Source organism: Pseudundibacterium arcticum (assembly GCF_042646465.1).
GTDB lineage: Bacteria > Pseudomonadota > Gammaproteobacteria > Burkholderiales > Burkholderiaceae_D > Undibacterium_A > Undibacterium_A arcticum.
This window is the reverse complement of record NZ_JBHRTP010000018.1, coordinates 193190-214865: the sequence shown is the minus strand read 5'-3', so window position 1 is coordinate 214865 and position 21676 is coordinate 193190. Positions and strand designations below refer to the sequence as shown.

General features: G+C 59.3%; 23 protein-coding genes. 7 read left to right on the top strand and 16 right to left on the bottom strand.

What is annotated here, in order from left to right; translation table 11 throughout:
* Positions 1 to 315 precede the first annotated feature (315 nt).
* From ACFOFO_RS07225 to ACFOFO_RS07200, 6 genes are all read right to left on the bottom strand, one after another.
* Entirely contained in the window at positions 316 to 651 is a 336-nt protein-coding gene (locus tag ACFOFO_RS07225; protein WP_390331249.1) for a hypothetical protein, read from the bottom strand.
* A gap of 126 nt (positions 652 to 777) precedes the next feature.
* Complete coding sequence (locus tag ACFOFO_RS07220; RefSeq protein WP_390321414.1) at positions 778 to 1413, bottom strand: class I SAM-dependent methyltransferase; 636 nt, start codon at positions 1411 to 1413, stop codon at positions 778 to 780.
* 560 nt (positions 1414 to 1973) lie between these two features.
* Positions 1974 to 2411, bottom strand: a complete 438-nt coding sequence (arfB, locus tag ACFOFO_RS07215; RefSeq protein ID WP_390321417.1) for an alternative ribosome rescue aminoacyl-tRNA hydrolase ArfB — start codon at positions 2409 to 2411, stop codon at positions 1974 to 1976.
* Between the two features lie 10 nt (positions 2412 to 2421).
* Positions 2422 to 2808 carry a VOC family protein gene (locus ACFOFO_RS07210; protein WP_390321419.1) on the bottom strand — a complete coding sequence of 129 codons (387 nt, stop codon included), beginning with the start codon at positions 2806 to 2808 and terminating at the stop codon, positions 2422 to 2424.
* A 22-nt stretch (positions 2809 to 2830) separates the two neighbouring features.
* Complete coding sequence (locus tag ACFOFO_RS07205) at positions 2831 to 3403, bottom strand: DUF1003 domain-containing protein (protein ID WP_390321421.1); 573 nt, start codon at positions 3401 to 3403, stop codon at positions 2831 to 2833.
* Positions 3404 to 3494: 91 nt separating this feature from the next.
* Positions 3495 to 4139, bottom strand: coding sequence for a GNAT family N-acetyltransferase (locus ACFOFO_RS07200; protein ID WP_390321423.1), 645 nt, complete (start codon positions 4137 to 4139; stop codon positions 3495 to 3497).
* 204 nt (positions 4140 to 4343) lie between these two features.
* On the opposite strand from ACFOFO_RS07200, the gene ACFOFO_RS07195 reads away from it, so the two are divergent.
* Positions 4344 to 4826 (top strand): SRPBCC family protein, encoded by a 483-nt coding sequence (locus ACFOFO_RS07195; RefSeq protein WP_390321426.1) that lies wholly within the window; start codon positions 4344 to 4346, stop codon positions 4824 to 4826.
* A 49-nt stretch (positions 4827 to 4875) separates the two neighbouring features.
* Here ACFOFO_RS07195 and ACFOFO_RS07190 read toward each other — a convergent pair whose 3' ends face one another.
* Positions 4876 to 5790, bottom strand: coding sequence for a polysaccharide deacetylase family protein (locus tag ACFOFO_RS07190; RefSeq protein WP_390321428.1), 915 nt, complete (start codon positions 5788 to 5790; stop codon positions 4876 to 4878).
* A gap of 376 nt (positions 5791 to 6166) precedes the next feature.
* On the opposite strand from ACFOFO_RS07190, the gene ACFOFO_RS07185 reads away from it, so the two are divergent.
* Positions 6167 to 6712 (top strand): cytochrome b, encoded by a 546-nt coding sequence (locus ACFOFO_RS07185; RefSeq protein ID WP_390321431.1) that lies wholly within the window; start codon positions 6167 to 6169, stop codon positions 6710 to 6712.
* Positions 6713 to 6783: 71 nt separating this feature from the next.
* Here the strand turns inward: ACFOFO_RS07185 and ACFOFO_RS07180 are convergent, their stop codons facing one another.
* Positions 6784 to 8229, bottom strand: a complete 1446-nt coding sequence (locus tag ACFOFO_RS07180; RefSeq protein WP_390321433.1) for a dihydrolipoyl dehydrogenase — start codon at positions 8227 to 8229, stop codon at positions 6784 to 6786.
* A 416-nt stretch (positions 8230 to 8645) separates the two neighbouring features.
* On the opposite strand from ACFOFO_RS07180, the gene ACFOFO_RS07175 reads away from it, so the two are divergent.
* The 3 genes from ACFOFO_RS07175 to ACFOFO_RS07165 all read left to right on the top strand — a co-directional run bounded on the left by ACFOFO_RS07175 (position 8646) and on the right by ACFOFO_RS07165 (position 12853).
* Complete coding sequence (locus ACFOFO_RS07175; RefSeq protein ID WP_390321435.1) at positions 8646 to 9770, top strand: branched-chain amino acid ABC transporter substrate-binding protein; 1125 nt, start codon at positions 8646 to 8648, stop codon at positions 9768 to 9770.
* A gap of 313 nt (positions 9771 to 10083) precedes the next feature.
* Positions 10084 to 11559, top strand: a complete 1476-nt coding sequence (locus ACFOFO_RS07170; RefSeq protein ID WP_390331247.1) for a GH39 family glycosyl hydrolase — start codon at positions 10084 to 10086, stop codon at positions 11557 to 11559.
* Positions 11540 to 12853 (top strand): glucoamylase family protein, encoded by a 1314-nt coding sequence (locus ACFOFO_RS07165; RefSeq protein ID WP_390321442.1) that lies wholly within the window; start codon positions 11540 to 11542, stop codon positions 12851 to 12853. Before ACFOFO_RS07170 ends, ACFOFO_RS07165 begins: the two co-directional genes overlap by 20 nt.
* Before the next feature lie 131 nt (positions 12854 to 12984).
* Here the strand turns inward: ACFOFO_RS07165 and ACFOFO_RS07160 are convergent, their stop codons facing one another.
* From ACFOFO_RS07160 to ACFOFO_RS07130, 7 genes are all read right to left on the bottom strand, one after another.
* Positions 12985 to 13206 carry a hypothetical protein gene (locus tag ACFOFO_RS07160; protein WP_390321444.1) on the bottom strand — a complete coding sequence of 74 codons (222 nt, stop codon included), beginning with the start codon at positions 13204 to 13206 and terminating at the stop codon, positions 12985 to 12987.
* A 325-nt stretch (positions 13207 to 13531) separates the two neighbouring features.
* Entirely contained in the window at positions 13532 to 14050 is a 519-nt protein-coding gene (locus ACFOFO_RS07155) for a carboxymuconolactone decarboxylase family protein (protein ID WP_390321446.1), read from the bottom strand.
* Positions 14051 to 14144: 94 nt separating this feature from the next.
* On the bottom strand, positions 14145 to 14693 hold the full coding sequence (locus ACFOFO_RS07150) for a peroxiredoxin (protein ID WP_390331245.1): 549 nt from the start codon (positions 14691 to 14693) through the stop codon (positions 14145 to 14147).
* Positions 14694 to 14930: 237 nt separating this feature from the next.
* Complete coding sequence (locus ACFOFO_RS07145) at positions 14931 to 15362, bottom strand: EamA family transporter (RefSeq protein WP_390321448.1); 432 nt, start codon at positions 15360 to 15362, stop codon at positions 14931 to 14933.
* Between the two features lie 100 nt (positions 15363 to 15462).
* A complete protein-coding gene (locus tag ACFOFO_RS07140; protein ID WP_390321450.1) occupies positions 15463 to 15702 on the bottom strand; it encodes a hypothetical protein in 240 nt (79 codons plus the stop codon).
* A gap of 33 nt (positions 15703 to 15735) precedes the next feature.
* Complete coding sequence (locus tag ACFOFO_RS07135) at positions 15736 to 16041, bottom strand: panthothenate synthetase (RefSeq protein ID WP_390321453.1); 306 nt, start codon at positions 16039 to 16041, stop codon at positions 15736 to 15738.
* Positions 16042 to 16197: 156 nt separating this feature from the next.
* Positions 16198 to 16584 carry a nuclear transport factor 2 family protein gene (locus ACFOFO_RS07130; RefSeq protein WP_390331243.1) on the bottom strand — a complete coding sequence of 129 codons (387 nt, stop codon included), beginning with the start codon at positions 16582 to 16584 and terminating at the stop codon, positions 16198 to 16200.
* A gap of 476 nt (positions 16585 to 17060) precedes the next feature.
* Here ACFOFO_RS07130 and ACFOFO_RS07125 point away from each other — a divergent pair, with 476 nt between their 5' ends.
* Complete coding sequence (locus ACFOFO_RS07125) at positions 17061 to 18038, top strand: hypothetical protein (protein WP_390331241.1); 978 nt, start codon at positions 17061 to 17063, stop codon at positions 18036 to 18038.
* Between the two features lie 412 nt (positions 18039 to 18450).
* Entirely contained in the window at positions 18451 to 18840 is a 390-nt protein-coding gene (locus ACFOFO_RS07120) for a DUF4148 domain-containing protein (protein WP_390321458.1), read from the top strand.
* Positions 18841 to 19469: 629 nt separating this feature from the next.
* Here the strand turns inward: ACFOFO_RS07120 and ACFOFO_RS07115 are convergent.
* Positions 19470 to 21506 (bottom strand): primosomal protein N', encoded by a 2037-nt coding sequence (locus tag ACFOFO_RS07115; protein WP_390331239.1) that lies wholly within the window; start codon positions 21504 to 21506, stop codon positions 19470 to 19472.
* Between the last annotated feature and the right edge of the window lie 170 nt (positions 21507 to 21676).

The window sequence follows — 21676 nt, the reverse complement described above, 5'->3', positions numbered from 1 at the left end:
CAGGAAAATCATTAACTTACAAACTCCTGACGTGAAAACGTTGGGACACTACTGAGGCCAACTAACAGAAAAGGAATGTTGGATAAAACATTCCAGAAATTCCGGATACCTGCAATCTCGCGCGCGTCGGCAAATAGGTGATACGAAGGATCTTGCGGGATTCGGCCAACGAACAGCATCGCTATGACCGCGGAAGCCGTGATAAGAACTAGGATGGCTATACGGTATTTATAGGCCAGCATGCCAATCGTGACCCCGAGCAAGCGCTAACGCCACGTTATCCGGCGAACGTGCGCGCCCGTGTTGAACATCTTGTTATCCATGATGACCGTTCGGAAGCCAACTATTATGGATAGTCGCATCGTAACCGAAACCGGCCGCCATTAAGAGATCGCGCCAGTCTATTGAGGCCAGCTTCACGGCATCTTGCAACCGTTTCACATCTCCATTAGAGAGTTTTAACGCGGCGTAGCGTATGCGTTCGAGCTCAAATTCGTTCTTGTTTTCACAGAATGGCAAATTCGTTCCGCAGCTTTCTTCGAGAAGCCGGATCACCTCTTCCCTCTCATCGGCAGGAAAAAGAAAATCAACGCGTTTTCGAGTCTCAGGGCTGAGTTGCATCTTGTTTTTAGGGTTAACATCAAAATTCACCGGCGGCCATGCGAAGTATGGACGTCCGTGTGCAACGCCATGTTAGGCCGGTGTTGCACTTGTAGATTGAATTCACGCAGCTGCGGAGAGAAAACGTGGCACGTCACAGTGGATCGCGAGAGATGCTTATGCTTGCCTCGTATTTGATTGTTGCCAATCAGTTCGCTGAAACGCAAGACGTGACCACTCAACACCAGCAAAACGGTTAGCGGACTGTACTGACTGGGTGCGTGCGCTGAATACAGCGCGCAATCCGTGATCGCGTGCTAGCAAGATCGTCTCTTCTGCGGATACTTCGAACATTCGTCGGGTATTCAAAAGCGGGCCATGTCGCAGTGACATGAGAATTACTCCACCACTTGCAAGGAGAGATAGCAAGTTTGGCATTGCAAGCAAACGTTCGTACTCGTCTAAATGCATCCATACGCTCGTCAGCATGATGAGATCAAAACTCTGAGATTTGCTCTTTGTTATCGTCAGATTCGGCAGACTGTCATCGATCCAATCGATCAAGTTCGAACAGTGAAGCGCCATTGCAGGTATTCGAAGCTCCTTCGTAGGCTCAACGGCGACTACATGATGACCATTGCCTGCAAGCCAGGCCGCATCGGCGCCGGTACCTGCGCCGATGTCAAGTACGCGGCACGGGGATGTGGGTATCAAATGAAGAACAGCCTCGTGCTTTTCAACGAAGGGAATATTTTCGTACCGTTTGAATAGATCGTCCGCTTGCTCTGGGTAGCCTTTGGTGCCTGGAATCATGGATCGTCCTTTCGCGGAGGTCATGACAGTATGCTGCCTAACTTGATTTACACGGACAGCAACTGTCTGTGTAACCAGGCCGCAAGCCATCTAACTTGACCGACCAAATCAACACAAACCCTTGTTGCGCAGTTGTTTTGACAATGTACTGCATAAAAAATACAGTGCCAAAATATGGATGCAAAACACCAGGCAGTGTATATCCCATGATGCTGAAAAGACAAGGCCTCCCAGGCTATTGGATCGGCTCAAGCAGTTGACGTTTGGCACATTGCGGGCGCTGAATGCGGCCGTTTTTATACAACCTGCCTGCGGGTAACCTTGCAATCAGCTTCGTCGTTCCAGCGCACGCTGGGATCCAGTGTCGTGAACTCAGCACTGAAATTTTCCGAGCACGCTGAGTTATGTAGTTTTGCGGCTAGGGATATTGCGCCATGCATCGGGCTGCAACCGACGACACTGGGTCCCAGCGTGCGCTGGGACGACGGTGCGTAGTGTGCGGATAGCAATCACCATTTCAATGCTGGCCGGCGTATTTCCGCATCGACGGCACATCCCCTTCAATCCACAACCCTGCCCCGCAACGCCTTGTCCTGCCCGCGCCGGGTCTTGCTGTCGACCCGCTTGACCTGTGAACTGCGGCTCGGTTTGGTGGCGCGGCGCGGCTTCGCGACTGCGCTGGCGGCTTGCAGGATGTGCTGCAGGCGGCGCAACGCGTCGTCCTTGTTCTGCTCCAGGCTGCGCGACTGCTGCGCCTTCAGTACCAGCACGCCGTGCTTGCTGAGGCGCTGGTCGTTTTTCGTCAGCAGCAGCTGTTTCAGCGCGTCCGGCAGCGACGAAGCGGCGATGTCGAAGCGCAGATGGACCGCGCACGATACCTTGTTCACGTTCTGGCCGCCCGGTCCCTGCGCGCGGATCGCGCTGAGCTCGACCTCCGATAGCGGCAACGCGACCTGGTCGGTAATCTGCAGCATGGTGCTGTCGTTGTACTCGCTCATGCGTCACCTATCATGCTAAAGCCGTCACGCGCCACGGCGGATCGAGGCGGTTCTGGCCGGCGTGGTACAGGCAGATGCGGTTGCGGTCCGGGTCCAGCAGAGTCGCTTCGCGCCACAGCCAATCCTGATCCACCGGGTCCGACTCGAACGCGATGCCGTCCTGTTTCAGTTGCGCGACCTTTTCGTCAAGCTGTTCGCATTCGAAATAAATCACCGTGGGCGAATCGGGCGGTGCCTGGTCGACGTGGTGTACCGACAACGTGGCGCCGCCATCCGGACAGGCGAAGCGGGCATACCTGGGCGCGCTGGCGACGATCAGTTCCAAACCGAGGCGGCGGTAGAACGCGATCGAGCGGGCGACATCAGTGCTCGGCAAGGTGACTTGATTCAGGTTCATCGATTCAACTTTCTGGACGGTACTAGGCTGCTGCGTCAGGGCGCCCGGCGTCGCGGCCCTTGTGTTCGACCAGCATCGAGATCATGCGGATCTGCTCTTTCTGGATCGCGATCAATTCTTCCCACTGGCGTTCGCGCAGCAGATCGATTTTCTCATGCAGCGACAGGATTTCCATCTCGGCCTTCAGATTGACTTCGTAATCGTGCTCCGCATTGAGCCGGTCCTTTTCGCCCAGCCGGTTTTGCGACATCAGGATCACCGGGGCCTGGATCGACGCCAGCATCGACAGGAACAGGTTCAGCAAGATGTACGGATAGGGGTCGAACGCGGCTGTGCGCAGCAACACCGAGTTGATCACGACCCACACCACCATCACGCCGCCGAAGATCATGATGAAGGTCCACGAACCGCCGAACTTGGCGACCCGGTCGGCTGCGCGCTGGCCGAGGCTGGCTTCCTCTTCCAGCTTCTTCCACGGCTTGCGGCTGATCGGCTTCCGCGCGGCCAGATGGCGTGCAACCAGTTGCGTGCTGGCATCGACGGCGTCGAAACTGGTGCCCAGATATTGTTCGGTAATTTCGGCTGGAGTCTTCATTTGGGGCCCATGATGAACGATTGGATAAGTAATGACGCGGGCGGTGCGGCCGGCATCGATGCTGCAGCGCTTGCGCTGGAGCAATAGCAGCTTAACGGATTTGCGAATAGATACGGGTGTTGCGCAAGGTGCCGTCTGGATCGATGCGCTCGTTGCGCAACAAACCTTCGAGCGCGAAATCGAGCCGCTGGCACACCCGCCAGCTTGGCCGGTTCAGGTCGTCGACCCAGGTTTCGATGCGGCGCATGCCCAGTTCGGCAAACCCAAAATCGACCAGCCTGCGTGCGCCTTCGGTGATCAGGCCGCGTCCCTGGAATGGCGTGCGGCCCCAATAACCGAGTTGGCAGCTCGGCACGTCCCAGTTGATGCAGTATAGGGCGCAGCAGCCGACAACGATGTCGCTGCCCTTGAGCAATAATAGATAGAACAGGTGTTCGCGCAGCAGGAAATAAGCGTAGGCATCGCGGCAATATTGCTCAGTACCAAGCAGCGTCTGGTCGCGCATGGCCCAGCTCATCGACGCCGGAAAACGGCGCAGGTCGTCGAGCGATGCCGCCACCGCCTCGTACAGCCGGGCGCCATCGCCGTGGCGAGCCGGACGAATGGTCAAACGCTCGCTGTCGAGCTGCTCCGGAAAATAGCGAATCGCGGGCGGTACCGATTGGCCGGGTGGCCGCGGCGGGATGTCCGGCTTGCCGTCATTGTTGGAGCGGAGGGGTTTGCAATCGTGTCTCATGGCAACCTAAGGCTACTTGTCGGACCATTACATCATAGTCGGCGCGCCCTGATTTTTATAGCGGATCGGTGCGCAGAAAATCGGACCACTGATGGCGCTTGCGGGCCCAGCCTGCCACCGGTTACCCCTGCTGCTACCGCAACTGCCGGCGCGAATGTATTTACAATAGTCGGATGCAGCAATTGCCATTAATTCAGGTACACCATGAAATTTGAACACCTCATCGCGATCAATGATCCGCTCAATCCGCTGATCGACCCGTTGCGCCGCGACCAGCTGTGGCGCGGCCTGGTGTTGCGGGCCGAAGCACCGAAGCTGTTCGTGCCGCATCTGGACGACTGCCAGCTCAGCGAACGCAGCGCCGGCGGGGTATCGCGCCGCCTGCGCTATGGCGAGCTGGTGATCGACGACCGCGTCACCTTCGAACCACAGCGCCAGATCTGCTATCTGGTGCCGGCGCAAAACGATATCCCGGAATCGCGCCTGACCATGACAATCGAGGAGCCACAGCCCGAGATGTTGTTCGTGCGCTTTGAATACGACGACGGTCAGCCCGAAGCGCATGATGCGGCCAATGCGATGTACAACGACTTTCGCTGCTCGGCGTATGAGGAATCGGATATCGACACGATCCGCATCATCCGGCAGCTGGCGGAGACCGGGCGTTTTGATTTTCCGCTGGCGTGACGGATCAAGCGCGATGCACTAGGCCCCGACTAATGATCGACGGCACGGCTCAGTTCCACAACCAGCTCCAGAATCCCGGCAACTGCGGTGTGGCACTGCCATCGGTCACCGTGCCGGCCAGCGCTGCGCGTTCCAGCGCCGCGCGTTCATCGTAGAACGGCTTGCTGGCCACCGGCAGCTGCAGCTCGTGCGCGACGTCGAGCAGGAGCTGCAGGTATTCCTGCATGTGGCGCGCGGTATAGTCATTGACGTCATGGAAGGTGACCACGATCGGCGTCACGCCGTCGACCTGCGGCAGCGTACCGGCGCGGATCGCGTCAGCCTGTGCCGCCAGATGCTTGAGCAGGTTGCTGCGCCGGGTCGGACTGGCATGGAAGCCGTAAATCTTGCCGTCGTTGGCGCTCAGCGTGGTCAGCAACACCCGCAAGCCATGCTGCTGATAGATCGCAAAGGTGCGCGCGTCGTAGTTCCAGAATGGCGGGCGCACCAGCGTCGGCGCGACGCCGGTGATCGCGCTCAGGTCGGCGATGCCGTCTTGCAGCGATGACTCAAACTGTTGCGGCTCCATGGTCCGATGATTCGAGTGGCGCGGGGTCGCAGTATGGAATCCGAGCAGATGGCCATCGGCCTGCTCGCGCCGCAGGATGCTGCGGCCGAGCACGGTGCCACCGCCATTGACGGCGCGGGTCTGCACGAAAAACAGCGCCTTGATGCCGGGCTGGATAGGGTTGACGGCCAGGTCGTCGAGGATGGACGAGGTCGGATTCCAGCCTTCGCGCGCACTCGGGCCGTCGTCAAAGGTCAGCAGAAAACGGATCGGCGGCCCGGCTTGTGCGGCGGCGGCGGGCGGCGCTACCGGTGGCACGCTGGCGCAGGCGGTCAGCAGCAGCGGCAACAAGGAAAGCAACAACCGGCAACGACGCCAGTACGCCTGCGGCAAGGCGGGACGGGAAGAGTTGAACATGTGGGCAGGCAAGATGCAAGACGGACAAAAACAGCCAGTCGGATCGAATCCGGCTGTGGTGCGGCGAGCGGGTATTGTACGCGTTGCCGTCGTCGCCCGTCGCTTGCCGCCTTGGTTGCTGAAGAACGTTGCTAGCTAGGACTTCATGCAATCGCTCTGAGCGGCACCCCGGCGCACTTGCATTTTTGACCAGAATCGGCCATTGTGCAGGGGGCCAGGGACCGGTCGATGGCCTTCCATAATGATCGAACACCCCCAAAAAGCGCGGAACGGGCAATGACCGAATACCAGCTATTTTCAGTGCATTTGCCGCGTCCACCGCTGCGCCCGGCCCGGAAATTGCTGCGAAGCTCCCGCCCACCCCAGATCACCAACGATGAATACTGACACCACGACCCCACCGAGCTATGACACAAAATCCATCTGGTTGCACTGGATTACCGCAGCGATCGTGATCCTGCTGCTGTGCGTCGGCCAGACCATCGACTGGTTTCCGCGCGGGATATGGCGCATCACGATGCGCAGCCTGCACATCAGCGCCGGCGCGCTGCTCGGAGTTATCATGCTGTACCGGATCTGGTGGCGCATTCAAGGCGGCCTGCGCTTGCCGCCGGCGGACACCGGGCTGCTGCAGGTGCTGACGAAGACCATGCATTGGGCCCTGTATACAACGCTGCTGGCGACCGTGATACTCGGCGTGGCCAATGTCTGGGTGCGCGGCGATACGCTATTCAATCTGTTCACGGTACCGGCCTTCGATCCGGCCAACAAGGCCTTGGTTCACCAGGTGGAAGACCTGCACCAGCTGGCCGCCTATCTGGTGCTGATCCTGGCTGTATTGCATGCCGGCGCGGCGTTACTGCACCACTATGTCTTGAAGGACGCCGTGCTGCGCCGCATGCTGCCCGGCCGCAACGAGTAGTCAAGATAAGATAAGCAGTGCTACCGACTGGTCGGCGCCGCTTCAGACGCTGCCGCGTCCATCACCGGCACTCACATCCCCGGCGTGCAATCGGCGCAATGCTCGATCTCGGGCAGGCCATGCAACAGCTTGTCCGCGGCGTCGCGCAATGCGGTGCGCAGGCCTTCCTCGATCACCGGGTGGTAGAACGGCAGCCGCAGCATCTGCTCGATCGTCATCTGGCTCTGGCAGGCCCACGCCAGCAAATGCGCCAGATGCTCGGCGCGCGGACCGACCATCTCGGCGCCAAGCAGGCGGCCGGAACCGTGTTCTGCATACACCCGCAGCAGGCCGTGGTTGACCAGCATCACGCGGCTGCGGCCCTGATCCTCGAATGACACTGCGCCGATCGCGAAGTGGCCTTCCCCCTTGCGTTCGGACAATGCGTGAAAACTCTCGCCGACGGTGGCGATCTGCGGATCGGTAAACACCACCGCCAGCGGCGTATGGCGCCAGCCGCGCTGGATTGCCGGGAAACGACCGGCGTTGTCGCCGGCGATGCGGCCCTGATCGGCCGCCTCGTGCAATAGCGGCCGTTCGTTGTTGACGTCGCCGGCGATGAAGATGCTGCTGTCGCCGCACTGCATGGTATGCGGGTCGAACAGCGGGATGCCGTGGCCGTCGAGCGTCAGTTGCGTGCGTGCCAGATCGAGTGTCGCCAGATTCGGGCGGCGGCCGGTGGCGGCCAATACATAGGCGTAGTGTTCGGTATGCTCCTTGCCGTCGGCGCTGCGCGACTGCAGCTCCAGCTGATCGCCGACGCGCTGCACATCGAGCAGCTGGCTACCCAGGCGCAGGTCAAATTCGGCGCCGAAGCTGCGGCGCGCGCTGTCCAGCACCGCCGGGTCGCTCAGTTGCGCCAGCCTATTGCTGCGGCCGAACAGCGCGACGCGCACCCCGAGCCGGTGCAGCGCGATGCCCAATTCCAGACCGATGATGCCGCTGCCGACCACCGCCACCGACGGCGGCAGATCGTCCCACATGAAGACATCGTCGTTGATGACCAGGCGTTCGCCGGCGTTTTTCAGCAACGGCGACAGCGCAGCGCTGGAGCCGGTCGCGATCACGATCCGCTCGGCGTTGACCAGCGTGTGGTCGTCCACCTGCAGCTGGTTGCGGGCGGTGAAGCGCGCCATGCCGCGCAGCCGTTCGGCGGCCGGAATCTGGTCGACGCCGTCGATCACGAAACCGACGAAGCGGTCACGCTCGCTGCGCACCCGCGCCATCACCGCCTTGCCGTCGATCCGCAGAAAGCCGGTATGCACGCCGAATTCCGGCGCGACACCGACCGCATGGGCCGCTTCGGCCGCCGCGATCAGCAGTTTGCTCGGCATGCAACCGACCCGCGCGCAGGTGGTGCCGTAAGGCCCGCCTTCGATCAGCAGCACCCGTTTGCCATGCGACTTGGCGGCGCGAAATGCAGACAGGCCGGCGGTGCCGGCACCGATCACGGCGACATCGACGTGCAGCGTATCCATTGCATGACTCCCGGTGATGTAGACAGGACTTACACAACATAAAGAATGGTGGGTGCACCCTCCGCACCATTACCCGTACCGACGCTGCATTGGTGCGCATGGCACACCCTGCTTTTCCCGCGTTTTGCGTAAGTCCTATCAGAAATGGAATGCGGTGGTCCAGTATGCGCCGCTGCGCGAAGCGCGGCAATCACATGACAAATTGCCAACGGATCGGGGCGGCACTGAATTTTATTTGGTGAAATGCCGATTTTGTGTAGAAGACATGAAAAATTGTACAAATAATTAGACAATTCGCAAGAAAATTCGCAATGGTTTTGCAGATAATTCATGCTGATGAAACATCGGTTCCATCGCTCATCGCGCCCCCCTACCCGGGTCCGCGGTGCGGTTTGATTGCAGACTCTGGAGATCACATGAATTTAAATAAAATATTGGGCGGCATCGCGCTGCTGTCCGTCGTCGGTGCCGTGTCCGCACAGGAAACCGTGGTCAAGATCGGTCACAGCGGCCCGCTGTCCGGCTCGCAGGCATTCTCTGGCAAGGACAATGAAAACGGCGCCCGCCTCGCGATCGAGGAACTGAATGCAAAACCGATCTCCGTCGGCGGCAAGGTCATCAAGTTCGAGCTGCAGTCGGAAGACGACCAGGGCGATCCGAAATCCGGCGTCGGCGCGGCGCAAAAGCTGATCGACAGCGGCGTCAAGTTCGTCGTTGGCCCGTACAACTCGGGCGTCACGATGCCAGCCTCGCGCACCTACAATGAGGCCGGGGTGCTGGTGGCCACCGTGTCGTCGAATCCGAAGATCACCGAGCAGGGCTACAAGAACCTGTTCCGCATCAACGCCAGCGACAGCCAGCTCGGCTCGAAGATGGCGCTGTACGCGGCAAAAGAAATGAAGATGAAAAAGGTCGCCGTGATCGATGACCGCACCGCGTTCGGCCAGGGCGTCGCCGACGAATTCACCAAGCAGGCCAAGACCTCCGGATTGCAGGTCGAACCGCGCGAATTCACCACCGACAAGGCAACCGACTTCACCACGATCCTGACCAAGCTCAAGGCCAAGAACGTCGACGGCATCTTCTTCGGCGGCTATGCACCGCAGGGCGCACCGATGGCACGCCAGATGAAACAGCTCGGCATCACCGCCAAGCTGCTGGGCGGCGACACCATCTGTACCGCTGAAATGGGCAAGCTGGGCGGCGATACGGTCGGCGAGAACGTGGTCTGCACCCAGGGCGGCGCGCTGCTCGACAAGGTCGCGTCCGGCCCAGCCTTCAAGGCCGCCTACAAGAAGCGCTTCAACATCAACGCCGACGTCTATGCCGCCTCGTTCTACGATGGCGTACACCTGATCGCCGACGCGATGAAGAAGACCAACTCGCTCGATCCAGCCAAGGTCGGCGCGGAGCTGTACAAGGGTAGCTACAAGGGCGTGGGTGGTAACTATGGTTTCGACGCCAAGGGCAACCTGAAGGAATCGCCGGTCACGGTATTCACGTTCAAGGGCGGCGTTCCGACCGCGATCACGACCTATTAATCAAGCGCACGGCGCGATCCGGTTGTAGCGTCGACACCGCTGGCGCCGTTGTCACTGCTGGAAAAATGAAAGAGTAGCGCGCTTGCGCTACTCTTTTTTTTCGGGTGCGGCACCAACCCTTCTGCGCAGCACGTGCCTCCCCATTGACACGCGGCGCGGCTCTGAGAGGTCTTCCCGGCGCTGCGTTTCCAGTGCCATCACATCGCCACGGTCGGCAAAATGCTGGCGGCCTTGTTCCTGCACATAGTTCGCCGGATGGCCGGTGCTACAGTGAAAGGTGCACGTTCTACCCGGACGTGATCAACCAATTCCTATGGCTGCTTCATTTAGCTGCAAGCTGGACGCAACCCCGATACAGTTATCGCGCCCATGGCAACATTCGGTGGGGAGCTGCCATGCACCGACTGCGTTGCGGGCGGACTGGCAGGCGCAAATGCGCCAGGCCCGGGCCGAGCTGGGGTTTCGCCATGTACGTTTTCATGGAATTTTATGCGACGACATGGGAACATTAATTTGCCAGAACGGGCAACTGCTGTATTCGTTTTTCAACACCGACCAAATATTCGATTTTTTGTTGTCTATCGGTATGAAGCCGCTGGTGGAGCTGTCGTTTATGCCAAACACGTTGGCGTCAGGCGGCACCACGGTGTTCCATTACCGCGCAAACGTCACGCCGCCCAGGGACTACCGAGAATGGGGCGATTTGATTTATAAATTGGTCAGGCATTGGGTAGATCGTTATGGCATCTCAGAGGTTTCTCAATGGCCATTTGAAGTATGGAATGAACCCAATCTCGACGCTTTCTGGATTGCTGGACAGCAAGCCTATTTCACTTTGTATCAGACCACGGTGGAGGCGATCAAACACGTCGACCCGCGTCTGCAAGTAGGTGGCCCGGCGACGGCACAGAACGCGTGGATCGACGAGTTTCTACAGTACTGCGACAGCAATAAGCTCGCCGCGGACTTCATCAGCACGCATTTTTACCCGACCGATGCATTTGGCGAAATTGGCGCGGACACCATGACGCGACTCGAGCATGCGCCCAAAGATGCCATGCGTTCGCGCGCTCTGCAAGCACGCGAACAGGCAGTGGGGCGCCCGCTGTATTACACCGAATGGAACATCACGTCGAATCCACGCGATCCGTTGCGTGATCAATCGTTCGCCGCGGCGCTGGCGGTGAGGATTGCAATGAGCGTTGATGACGTGGTGGACGCCTACAGCTTCTGGACATTCTCCGATATCTTTGAGGAAAACTATTTTCCGAGTGTGCCGTTTCATGGCGGCTTTGGCCTGATGAATATCCACGGCATCGCCAAGCCGATCTACCGCGCATTTCAATTCATGCTGCAATTCGGCGACGTCCGGTATCCCACCGAGGGCAATCACGAAACCGTCGCCGTGTGGGTCGGTCGGAAAATCGACGGCGCGCATGCACCGACCAACATATTATTGATTAATCAGGCCATGCCGCGCCATGCCATCAATGATGAACCGATTCAGGTATGCTTATCTGGCACCGACGGTCGCCATTCGCGCAAGGTGCTGATAGCGCGGATCGATGAAGACCATTGCAATCCGGCGCGTGCGTGGCGGGACTTGGGACAGCCGGAATATTTGAGCACTGCTGAGCTCGAGAAGATCCGCAGTGCATCGGAACCGGCGCCCACAATCCTTGCCTGCTCCGAAGAAGGCGGGGTAATCGTGATTGATGTCACGTTGCCACCCCAGTCACTGGCCTTGGTCAGTATTGAATGGGAACATCATGATCCATCCGAAAGTTGATGATGCCTTTTGTAGTGAAATAGAACTGCTGCAGACGATGCAGGAAGATTCGTTCGGTTATTTTCTGCACGAAGTCAATCCTGAAAATGGATTAATCCTCGACAAGACAGCGGAAAACTGGCCCTCCAGCATTGCCGCCATCGGGATGGCGCTGACCGCTTATCCGGTGGGAGTCGAGCGCCATTTCATGTCGCGTCACGATGCTGCACAACGAACCCTGGTCACACTCAGATTTTTTGCCAGCTCCGAGCAAAGTGAAGCGCCGGACGCCACCGGATACAAGGGATTTTATTATCACTTTCTGGACTTCAAAACCGGACGACGAGCATGGAATAGCGAGTTGTCGAGCATCGATAGCGCGCTGTTGATCGCTGGCGTGCTCACCACTGCCGCTTACTTCCAGCACCAGACGCCAGATGAAATCGAAATTCGCGCGCTTGCCGACATGTTGTACCAACGGGTTGACTGGCAGTGGATGCTCGCGAACGCCGCCGTCCTGTGCCATGGCTGGAGACCCGAGCATGGATTCTTGCCGTGGCATTGGGAAGGTTACGATGAGGCGCTGATCCTATACATACTTGCGCTGGGGTCGCCCACATTCCCCATCCCGGAGCGCAGTTACACGGCATGGCTAACTACCTACGAATGGAAAACCCTCTACGACATCGAATACTTGTATGCAGGTTCGCTGTTTATCCACCAGCTATCGCATGTATGGATAGATTTTCGCGCCATACGCGATCCGTTCATGCAAACCCATGACTGCGATTATTTTGAGAACAGCCGACGTGCCGCGTATGTCCAACAGCAATACGCGATTCAGAATCCGATGGAATTTGCGCAATACGGCGAGTTCTGCTGGGGCGTTACCGCCAGTGACGGCCCCGGTACGCTCACAAAAAAGATGAAAGGCGTTCAACGCAGCTTTTTTGATTACGTGGCGCGCGGTGTCCCCTACGGCCCGGACGACGGCACGCTGGCACCGTGGGCGGTGGTCGCCTCGCTGCCATTTGCGCCGGAAATCGTGTTGCCAACGATCGACCACTTCAACCGGCTGCGACTTTGTGTAGCCAATCCCTACGGATTCAAGGCCTCGTTCAATCCGACCTTTCCGAGTGCAAGCATCCGCAAATGCGGCTGGGTTTCGCCCTATCATTTCGGCATCAATGAGGGCCCAACGGTGATCATGATCGAGAATTACCGCACCGATTTTATCTGGCGACTGACGCGACTATGCCCGTACATCGTCGAAGGCTTGCGCCGCGCGCAGTTTTCCGGCGGCTGGCTGGCTTGAGACCGACGCTTGACGTTGCGACCACGTCTGGGCCGGGACCATATCAATGCTGCCGCCCGACCATGCCGCCCTATCGATCAGCTTCTTGTATTTGGGGCGGTATCCGGGGCGGGCTAGCCGGCGACCAGCGGCTACTTATTCTTGCCGCCAAACAGCAGGAGCACGCCGCCAATCACGATTGCCCCTACGCCGGCCCATACTGGGACGTTGACCGTCTCCTTTTCCGTGACTGACAGCTGGAACGGTCCTAGCTTGGCCTCAGTGGTATTTTTAGTGTAGCTGAAGCCGCCGTATACCAACCCCAGGACGCCGGCCACGATCAGCACGATTCCCGCAATCTTGACTGCATTCATGTTGCCTTCTCCAGTGAAAACCAATATGACCGCTCAGAACCAGATCCGGCAGACTGATTGCCCAGCAAAATTTGAGGGTAGCCCTGTTGGCAATTTAGTTGTCAATTTCAGAATATAACCGGCGCTTGACGTTGCGACAACACATTTCCAATCCGGCAGTAGGATGGGTGTAAGCCATCGTCCACGTCCGCGATGATGGGATGCACCTATCCTACTTGCCGTCAAGTTATACTCACGCCAGTATTTTTTCTTGCGGCAATGAAATCAGGTGGGAACGCCGCATTTTTGCCGATACTCCCTCCTTTTGCGCATCGTTGGCGTTGGTCTACTCCGCTGCAATCACCTGCGCCGCGGCATTGATGGTGGCGGCGATGCGGCCAATGTCGCGCAGCTGCTGGGTCGACAGACCTTCCTTTTTCAGGTTGTCGAAGTGCGACCTGACGCAGAAATCGCATTTGCCGATGATCGAGGCGCCCAGCGCGTACATCTCGAAACGGCGCTTGTCGACGCCGCCGTGGGTGGCGTAGGCGTTCATCCGCAAGCCGGCCGGGCTGCCCTTGATGTCGGCGTCTTCGGTCATCTCGACGTACGGGTACCAGACGTTGTTCATGCCCATCAGCGCGGCCGCGGTCAACGCGCCCTGCACTTCTTCCGGCGCCAGTGCCTCGCTAGCGCGCAGAAGCTCGATGATCGGCTTGCTCTTGGCGGCAAATGCGGCGGCCAGCGCGACGCCGACTGCTTCGTTCGGTGCCAGGCTGGAGCGCGCGATGGTGCCGTCGATGTTCAGACGGATGTCTTTCGCGTAGTCTGGAATCAAATCTTTAATTGAGTTGAGAAATTCCATTGCTTTCTCCTATTGGATTGGGGATTAAAAACCCGCCGGAGCGGGTTTCAGATGCGGTCTTCGGTGCGGTGCGCTCCGAATCGGTTGGCATCGATTACAAGGTGGCGCCGCCGAGCGTGCGGTTGCATGGGCACAGCTCGTCGGTTTGCAGGCCGTCCAGGATGCGCAGGATTTCTTCCGGATTGCGGCCGACGTTCAGGTTGTTGACCGACACGTGCTGGATCGTGTTGTCCGGATCGACGATGAAGGTGGCGCGCAGTGCGACGCCGGCGCTGTGGTCGCGCACGCCGAGCATGTCTACCAGGACGCCTTTCGAATCGCCGAACGAGTAGTGGTTCAGCTTGTTCAGGTCGGCGTGTTCACGGCGCCATGCCAGTTTGCAGAATTCATTGTCGGTCGAACCGCCCATCAGTACCGCATCGCGGTCGGCAAAGTCTTTCACCAGCGTGCCGAATTCAACGATCTCGGTCGGGCAGACGAAGGTGAAGTCTTTTGGGTAGAAGTAGATGATCTTCCATTTGCCGGGGAAGGACGTTTCGGTGATGATTTCGAAGGCCGATACGCCGTCTTCTTCGTGGTGGTTGAAGCCTGGCTTGGCGGCCGGGACTGCGAATGCGTCGAGTTTTTCGCCTACTGTTTTCATGCGGGACTCCTGATTTGGATGGATGGAAAGCGGTCGATCGACCGCGCTATAAATAGTATATGGCTATTAAATACAAATTGAAAATAGTATTTAACTAAATGCCCGATAGGTGACGCCAAGCTCGACGCCTGCTGCATCGTTCGATGCGGTGCGGGCATCGCCGATCGCTGGAATAACCAATAACCGAAAATTATGCCCGATTCCGGTCCGGCGCGTCTGCCGCCTGCCTGGGCGCGCTCAAAACACGATGATGATGACCGATCCGGAAACGATCAGCGCGCCGCCCAAGGCGACCGGCCAGGTCAGCGTTTCACCGACGAACAGGATGCCGAGCACGATGGCCAGCGCGACGCTCAATTTATCGACCGGCGCGACCTTGGACACCGGCCCCAGTTGCAGCGCACGGTAATAACAGAGCCAGGACAGGCCGGTGGCGATGCCGGACAATACCAGAAACAGCCAGGTCGAGGGCGCCACCTGCTGCGGCTTCTGCCACTCATCGCGTGCCGAAATGATGGCCGCCGTGACGCACAGGATCACGATGGTGCGGATGAAGGTCGCGTAGTTGGAATTGATGTTGGCGACACCGAGCTTGCCGAACAGCGCGGTCAGCGCGGCAAAGAAGGCCGAGCCGAACGCATACGATTGCCAGTTTGACGGGAGGTTCATCGTGATCCTTTGGAAAGCTGCGGGTGCGGCGCAATAGTGTGCCATCAGCGTGCGCCATCGGCGTGGTCGCGCCAGCCGCCAGTATAGGGGATGGGCGCGTTCAGATACCGACCGGATCGCCTTCCGGCGACCATTTGACGCGGGTCATGGTCCTCGCGATCGGGATCGGGTCGTGGATAGTGATGGTGATGCCGGGATGTTCGAGGCGTGCGCGGCCGGCAAGGGGGAATCCGTGCCAGAGATGCTCGCAGCCTGGCTGGCAAAGGCCGCTGGCCTGCGCCTGGCCGCAGACCGACATATCCTGCGCTCGCCGGGATGCGGCGACGCCAGGTTCAACCACCAGCACTTCCTGAACGGAGTTAGGCGTTAGGCGCTAGGCCCACTTCTTGCCCAATTCCTCCAGCCCGGCCTGCTGCAGGTCCTCCGGCGTCATCGCGATCCGGAATTGGCAGTCTGCATTAAAGTGCAGGAACCATGGCTCGGCTAGCGCCGGGATCTGCGAGGCCCGCTCGACATTGACGATCAGCGTTGCGCCTCGGTGCCCGTTCTGCTCGGTAAAATAGACCGCTTCCGGCTTGAGGTCATCCAGGATGCGGCGAAGTGTGGCCCCTGCGGCGCCGTTTCGGACCGCGCTATTGAAAGGCTCGTGGGGGAAGACGACGTTGAGTAACATGCGCACGATGCTTGACTCCTTTAGCTGGTGTCCGCCTGGCGGCGTGTGCATTGCACGCGGCGTGACGCTAGCGACAGATGAATGTTAAGCCTGGCCCGCCAGATCAGCGAGCATGGCCGGTCCAGGCTGGCCGCGCCCGGGTTGGCAGGTGGACAGCCCGTACTACAGCCCATAGCGCGCTGCAGTGTTGAAAAAACCGCGCCAGCGGGTGATTTTCCCGCCTTTCACGGTGAATACATGGGCCCATTCGGACGCAAAATCTTCACCGCTGTCGAGCGCCGTTGATTGCTCCCATCCGAGTACGGTGACATGCTCGCCGGCCTCGATGAATTCGCGCGGCTCAAACACGTGAATCGCGTCGGCCACCGGGATTGCCGCAAAAAAGGCGGCCACCTCGTCGCGGTTGCGCCGCAGCCCGGCGTATGCCAAATTCTCCGAGCCGACGAACTGCCAGTCGACCTCGTCGGCCACCAGGTCCAGGATCGCCGCAACATTCCCCTCGCCGAAAGCGGTGTATACCCGTTGCACGATGGCAGTAGCGGCGCCCATGTCATGCCTCCTGTTGGCGAACCACCCAGAAAATAGGGATCAGAGTCGCAGTGATGCCGACGACGCGATTTGCAGGACGATGCACACACTGCGGCAGCACCGCAGCCGTAGGGAGAACCTTGCGAGTCTTGAACTTTAGTATTTTTCGCTCCGAATACTATGCGCAAGCGCTGCGCAATTGCGTTGCATCAAACGGCCGCCAGCAAAATCCGGTCGCCTGACGCGCGAATGGCGGGCGTCAGGGGTGGCAATAATCCCGGTTTGACGCAGCCGCCGATGAAAGTGCCTGGATGATGGATTACACTGAATCGATGATGATGGCACTCGCTTTGAGTACTTGGGATCGACTGCGATAAGGTTGGACCTCTGCAAGTTTTGACTGGACCTATGCAAATTTTGACCGAAGGGTTAAGTGACGGCGGGGATGGCTGGCTTGCCGTTTTGTGGGATTGTTACTTTGGTCAGGTGAGGTAATCATGAGACGGGTTGTCGCGTGTGCTTCGATTGCGCTGTCGCTACTGACCGCGCACGGCGTCCGTGCCGCCGACTTGAGAATCGACCCGCAGCAGAAAAAAAGCGGCAATGGCAAAGGTGTCGAGAGCCGCAGGCTCGTGATCCGGGTCGCGCCGGGCGAATGGGGCGATGCAACACCGGAGGAAATCGAGACCTTGCTATACGCGGTCGCCGGCACACTGCTGACGCATTTTCCGGAACGGCAACTCGATCCCATCGTCGTCTCGCCCACCCGCCAAGACCCTGTTGTGTTGTACCAAAAGGGACCGGCAAACGAATACCAGGTCCATTTGGCGGCCAAAGGCAAGCGCTGGGCAGAGTTCGTCTATGAGTTCTCGCACGAGCTATTTCATATCCTTGCCAACTACGAGAATCACGCGCCGCCCAAAATTGCATCGTACCTGTGGTTCGAGGAAACGATGTGCGAGGCCGTCTCGATGTATACCTTGATACAGATGTCCATGACCTGGGAGCAGTCCCCGCCGCGCGCGGAATGGGCGTCCTACGCACCCACATTCACCGGGTTTACCGGACGCGTGCTGAACGAGCCACATCGCCAGCTGCCTGCCAACACGTCACTGGCGCAATGGTTCCGGGAAAATGGGCCGCTGTTGCTCGAAAATCCTTATCTGCGCGGCAAGAACGAGTTGATCGCCAATCTGTTCCTGCCCATCCTCGAGCATAGCCAGGACTGGCAGGCGGTCGGTTTCCTCAATCTCGACGCGCCACAAGGGAAGATCGGTTTTTATGATTACCTTGCCAGCTGGCACAGCAGGACCCCGCCGCAGCACCAGGAATTCACCCGTCTCGCGATGCGGATGTTCCAGTTCGACGCACCCGAGGCGGCTGGACACAAGCTGATCACGGTTGGGTCGCAAGCGCCGGTATTGGATCAACCCGGCGCAGCGCAGCCAGTGGTAACGGGTGCCAGCCCGGGATAGACGTAGTCGCCTCCTCCTCCCTATGTAACAAAATTTCATGACTCGGTGCGCGTTCAATGGAATGATATGTTGTTGCGCGTATTGCAGGCAAGCACCTGCAACCTCAGGCATATAACGCTAATTTAATCCTGATTAAAGCTTGAACTGCACATTTTTCGACCTAGAATTTTAGTAACATTGATTCGCACGACGGCTTGAAATCGGTTGCATCGAAGGGCTGGTGCGGAGTATCGAATATGCATGTAATTTTATTTCGGTGAGATAAGCATGCCTGAAGGATAGCTTGCGGTGAGGCTAGACGGTTTCATGCTGGCAAGCTCGGGGGCGGCTCTTTCGACTGATGATGCGCGCAAGGCACAGCTGTGACGGAGTCGCCAGACAAGGTGTCGTTTTTCGCTGGCTGGAGGCTGACATGAAAATCAGACATTTGATTGCTGCGGTAATTGCGTTATCGGCGGTTGCTACTGTTGGTTCAACTTTTGCAGAGCGCTATTCTGACGAACCGGTCGCGGTGTCGACCAAAACCCGTGCAGAAGTGCAGGCTGAATTGGCACAAGCGCGTGCCGAAGGCTTATTGATGAATCCGGGTGAAGGTGCATATCCGGACGAATTGACCGGGCCGAATATCGGCGCACGCGGGGTCGCTGGCTCTCGCTATTCCGGTCGCACGCGCGCAGAAGTGCGGGCCGAATTGGAGCAGGCCCGTGCACAAGGTTTGTTGATCAATTCGGGGGAAGGCGCGTACATGGGTGAATGGACCCGACCGAATGCGGGCGCACGCGGTGGCGCTGGCTCGCGCTAGTCCGTGGTACCCGCGCAGAGGCAGGAGCAGGTACGAGCTGACGCGATGAAGTATGCAGATTCGATCCGGAAGACAGGTAGCGGCTATAGGGCAATCGCACGAAGAACCGCATGAACATTGGTGCTGCCGGGTTGAGTTCCCTCCCCTCCTGCGACAAGCTCAGGACATGCTTGCAGGGGGAGGGTTAGGGGCGCAGCAGGGAATTCAGGTGGCATGCCTCCTGCCTGCGTAGCGGTATCCGCCTGCAAGCGGATATGCGCACTGCAAGTGGGGGTAGTGCGGTCGATGAATGATGCATGTTGCCGATCGACCGTCCTACCCCCATCCCAACCTTCCCCCTGCAAGGGGGAAGGGGCGAGAAGCGCTAGCCTGCAACGATCTTCATGTAATCGCCCTGCTAGCGCTAGCTAACCGCTGATTGGCGGCGTCAAGCGCCTGTGCTGGTATTTGTCGTGATATTTCATATTTTTTGGGACTTACGCAAAATTCGGACGTAGGGTGCGCCCTGCGCACCGATGCAGCCGCCATCTTGCCTCCCCGACGGACGGTGCGCATGTCGCACCCCAATACAACGGTGTCCACCGTCCCGGCGACGGCATCATCATGCGCCAAGCGTGCCACGCATCGGCTCAAATATCGACCGGATCGACTTCCAGCGACCATTTGACACGGCTCTTCATGGCGCGCAATTCGGCCATCCAGCGCTTCAGAAACGCCTGCAGCGCCGGCCGCGATGCGCATTCGACCAGCAACTGGGCCCGCTCGACGTTGGCGACGCGGGTCATCGTCATCGGGATCGGGTCGTTGATGGTGATACCGGGATGTTCGAGGCAGTTCGCGGCCTGTTGCAGGAAGTCGAGTGCAATCTGCAGCTCCCTGGCCTCGGCCCGCAGCAGCGCCTGATAGATGTAGGGCGGCAGGTGGGCTTGCTGGCGCTCTTCCAGCAGCGCGCCGGCGAAGTGGTCGTAGTCGTGGTTGACCACTGCGCTGTACAGCGGATGCTGCGGGTAGCGGCTCTGGATCAGCACTTCGCTGGCGCTGCCGCCCTCCTTCTGGGCGGCGCGGCCGGCGCGGCCGGCCACTTGCATCAACTGCGCGAACAGCCGTTCGCTGGCGCGGTAATCCTGTGAAAACAGCGCGGTGTCGGGATTGAGCACGCCGACCAGGGTCAGATTCTTGAAGTCGTGGCCCTTGGCGACCATCTGGGTCCCGATCAGGATGTCGACCTCGCCGCGGTGCACGCTGTCGAACGCGGCTTGCGCGCTGCCCTTCAGGCGGGTCGAATCGGCGTCGATGCGCAGGATGCGGGCTTGCGGAAACAGGCGCTGCAGGCCTTCCTCGACGCGTTGGGTGCCGCGCCCGAGCGGTTGCAGGTCGACGTTGCCGCAGGTTGGGCAGGCGCGCGGGATGCGCAGTTCCAGGCTGCAGTGATGGCAGCGTAGCCGGTGCTCCGGCTTATGCAGCACCATGAAGGCGGTGCAGCGTGGGCAATCGCTGACCCAGCCGCAGGCGTCGCAGTTGATCACCGGTGCATAGCCGCGCCGGTTCAGGAACAGGAGTGATTGCTCACCGCGCTCCAGACGCAGTCGCAATGCGGCGATCAGGGTCGAGGTCAGGCCCTCGGTGGGCTTGTCGGTTTCCATGTTGATCAGCCGCACGGTCGGCAGCAGCGCGTCTTTGACCGCCCGCTCGCGCAGTTCCAGCTTGCGATAACGCCCGCTTTGCGCGTGCTGCCAGCTCTCCAGCGATGGCGTCGCCGAACCCAGCACGATCGGGATCGCCAGCTGGTGCGCGCGCCACACCGCCAGGTCGCGCGCCGAATAGCGCAGCCCTTCCTGCTGCTTGTAGGACGGGTCGTGCTCTTCGTCGATCACGATCAGTTTCAGTTGCGGCAACGATGCCAGGATCGCGAGGCGGGTGCCGAGGATGATGCGGGCCTGCCCCAGATGAGCCGCCAGCCAGTGCGTCATGCGCTCGCCTTCGGCCAGGCTGCTGTGCAAGGTGGCCAGCATGACGCCGGGGAAACGGGCGCGGATATTGCCCTCCAGCTGCGGCGTCAGGTTAATCTCCGGCACCAGGATCAGGATCTGCGCTGCGTCTTGCTGCGCCAGGATTTGCGCCGCGGCCTGCAGATAGACTTCGGTCTTGCCGCTGCCGGTGACGCCGTACAGCAGGTGCGGTGCGAAGCCGCGGGCGCCCGCGATCGCGTCCGCGGCCTGCTGCTGCGCCGGGTTCAGGGCCGGCATCTGGTGCGGCGTGGCATCGTGCGGTGCGCCCTGCTCCGCTTGCTTGGCCAGTTTCTTCACTGCGCGATCGAGCGCGACGGTCTTTTCGGCCCGCAAATTCTTCGGCAAACCCGGGATCGCGACTTCGCCCAGCGGCCGCTGGTAATAGTCGGCCGCGAAGCCGCACAGCGCCAGCCACCGGTCCGATAACGGCGGCAGCTGCGCGCGCAGCGCCAGCACCTGCTTGAGCTTGTGGTCGGCGACTTCACTGCTGTGCTTGACCTCGACGATCAATCCGACCACTTCGCGCCGCCCGAACGGCACCAGCACCAGCTGTCCGCAAGCTGGCAATGCTGACAGCTTGTCATCACCGCACCAAAGGTAATCGAAACAGATGTCAAGCGGGGTATCGAGTGCGATTTTGACAATGCAATGCAGCATGGACTTAATGTGAAGCCTGAGGAAATGCGCTAACTATCGGTTTCATAAGCACTTTATTAACTATCCACAGACACTGTGGATAACTTTGTTGATAAGTCGCCCTTGACAGCGTTTGCGGCCTTATTTTATGCGGGTCTATATAGATTGCTTATTTGAAATGCAAATAATAA

Bases quoted from the DNA above. Each gene is read 5' to 3' on its own strand.
- arfB (WP_390321417.1), bottom strand. From the start codon at position 2,411: ATGAGCGAGTACAACGACAGCACCATGCTGCAGATTACCGACCAGGTC.
- ACFOFO_RS07115 (WP_390331239.1), bottom strand. From the start codon at position 21,506: ATGCTGCATTGCATTGTCAAAATCGCACTCGATACCCCGCTTGACATC.
- ACFOFO_RS07130 (WP_390331243.1), bottom strand. From the start codon at position 16,584: ATGGGCGCCGCTACTGCCATCGTGCAACGGGTATACACCGCTTTCGGC.
- ACFOFO_RS07205 (WP_390321421.1), bottom strand. From the start codon at position 3,403: ATGAAGACTCCAGCCGAAATTACCGAACAATATCTGGGCACCAGTTTC.
- ACFOFO_RS07195 (WP_390321426.1), top strand. From the start codon at position 4,344: ATGAAATTTGAACACCTCATCGCGATCAATGATCCGCTCAATCCGCTG.
- ACFOFO_RS07185 (WP_390321431.1), top strand. From the start codon at position 6,167: ATGAATACTGACACCACGACCCCACCGAGCTATGACACAAAATCCATC.
- ACFOFO_RS07190 (WP_390321428.1), bottom strand. From the start codon at position 5,790: ATGTTCAACTCTTCCCGTCCCGCCTTGCCGCAGGCGTACTGGCGTCGT.
- ACFOFO_RS07160 (WP_390321444.1), bottom strand. From the start codon at position 13,206: ATGAATGCAGTCAAGATTGCGGGAATCGTGCTGATCGTGGCCGGCGTC.
- ACFOFO_RS07220 (WP_390321414.1), bottom strand. From the start codon at position 1,413: ATGATTCCAGGCACCAAAGGCTACCCAGAGCAAGCGGACGATCTATTC.
- ACFOFO_RS07175 (WP_390321435.1), top strand. From the start codon at position 8,646: ATGAATTTAAATAAAATATTGGGCGGCATCGCGCTGCTGTCCGTCGTC.
- ACFOFO_RS07120 (WP_390321458.1), top strand. From the start codon at position 18,451: ATGAAAATCAGACATTTGATTGCTGCGGTAATTGCGTTATCGGCGGTT.
- ACFOFO_RS07145 (WP_390321448.1), bottom strand. From the start codon at position 15,362: ATGAACCTCCCGTCAAACTGGCAATCGTATGCGTTCGGCTCGGCCTTC.
- ACFOFO_RS07155 (WP_390321446.1), bottom strand. From the start codon at position 14,050: ATGGAATTTCTCAACTCAATTAAAGATTTGATTCCAGACTACGCGAAA.
- ACFOFO_RS07210 (WP_390321419.1), bottom strand. From the start codon at position 2,808: ATGAACCTGAATCAAGTCACCTTGCCGAGCACTGATGTCGCCCGCTCG.
- ACFOFO_RS07150 (WP_390331245.1), bottom strand. From the start codon at position 14,693: ATGAAAACAGTAGGCGAAAAACTCGACGCATTCGCAGTCCCGGCCGCC.
- ACFOFO_RS07165 (WP_390321442.1), top strand. From the start codon at position 11,540: ATGATCCATCCGAAAGTTGATGATGCCTTTTGTAGTGAAATAGAACTG.
- ACFOFO_RS07125 (WP_390331241.1), top strand. From the start codon at position 17,061: ATGAGACGGGTTGTCGCGTGTGCTTCGATTGCGCTGTCGCTACTGACC.
- ACFOFO_RS07200 (WP_390321423.1), bottom strand. From the start codon at position 4,139: ATGAGACACGATTGCAAACCCCTCCGCTCCAACAATGACGGCAAGCCG.
- ACFOFO_RS07180 (WP_390321433.1), bottom strand. From the start codon at position 8,229: ATGGATACGCTGCACGTCGATGTCGCCGTGATCGGTGCCGGCACCGCC.
- ACFOFO_RS07170 (WP_390331247.1), top strand. From the start codon at position 10,084: ATGGCTGCTTCATTTAGCTGCAAGCTGGACGCAACCCCGATACAGTTA.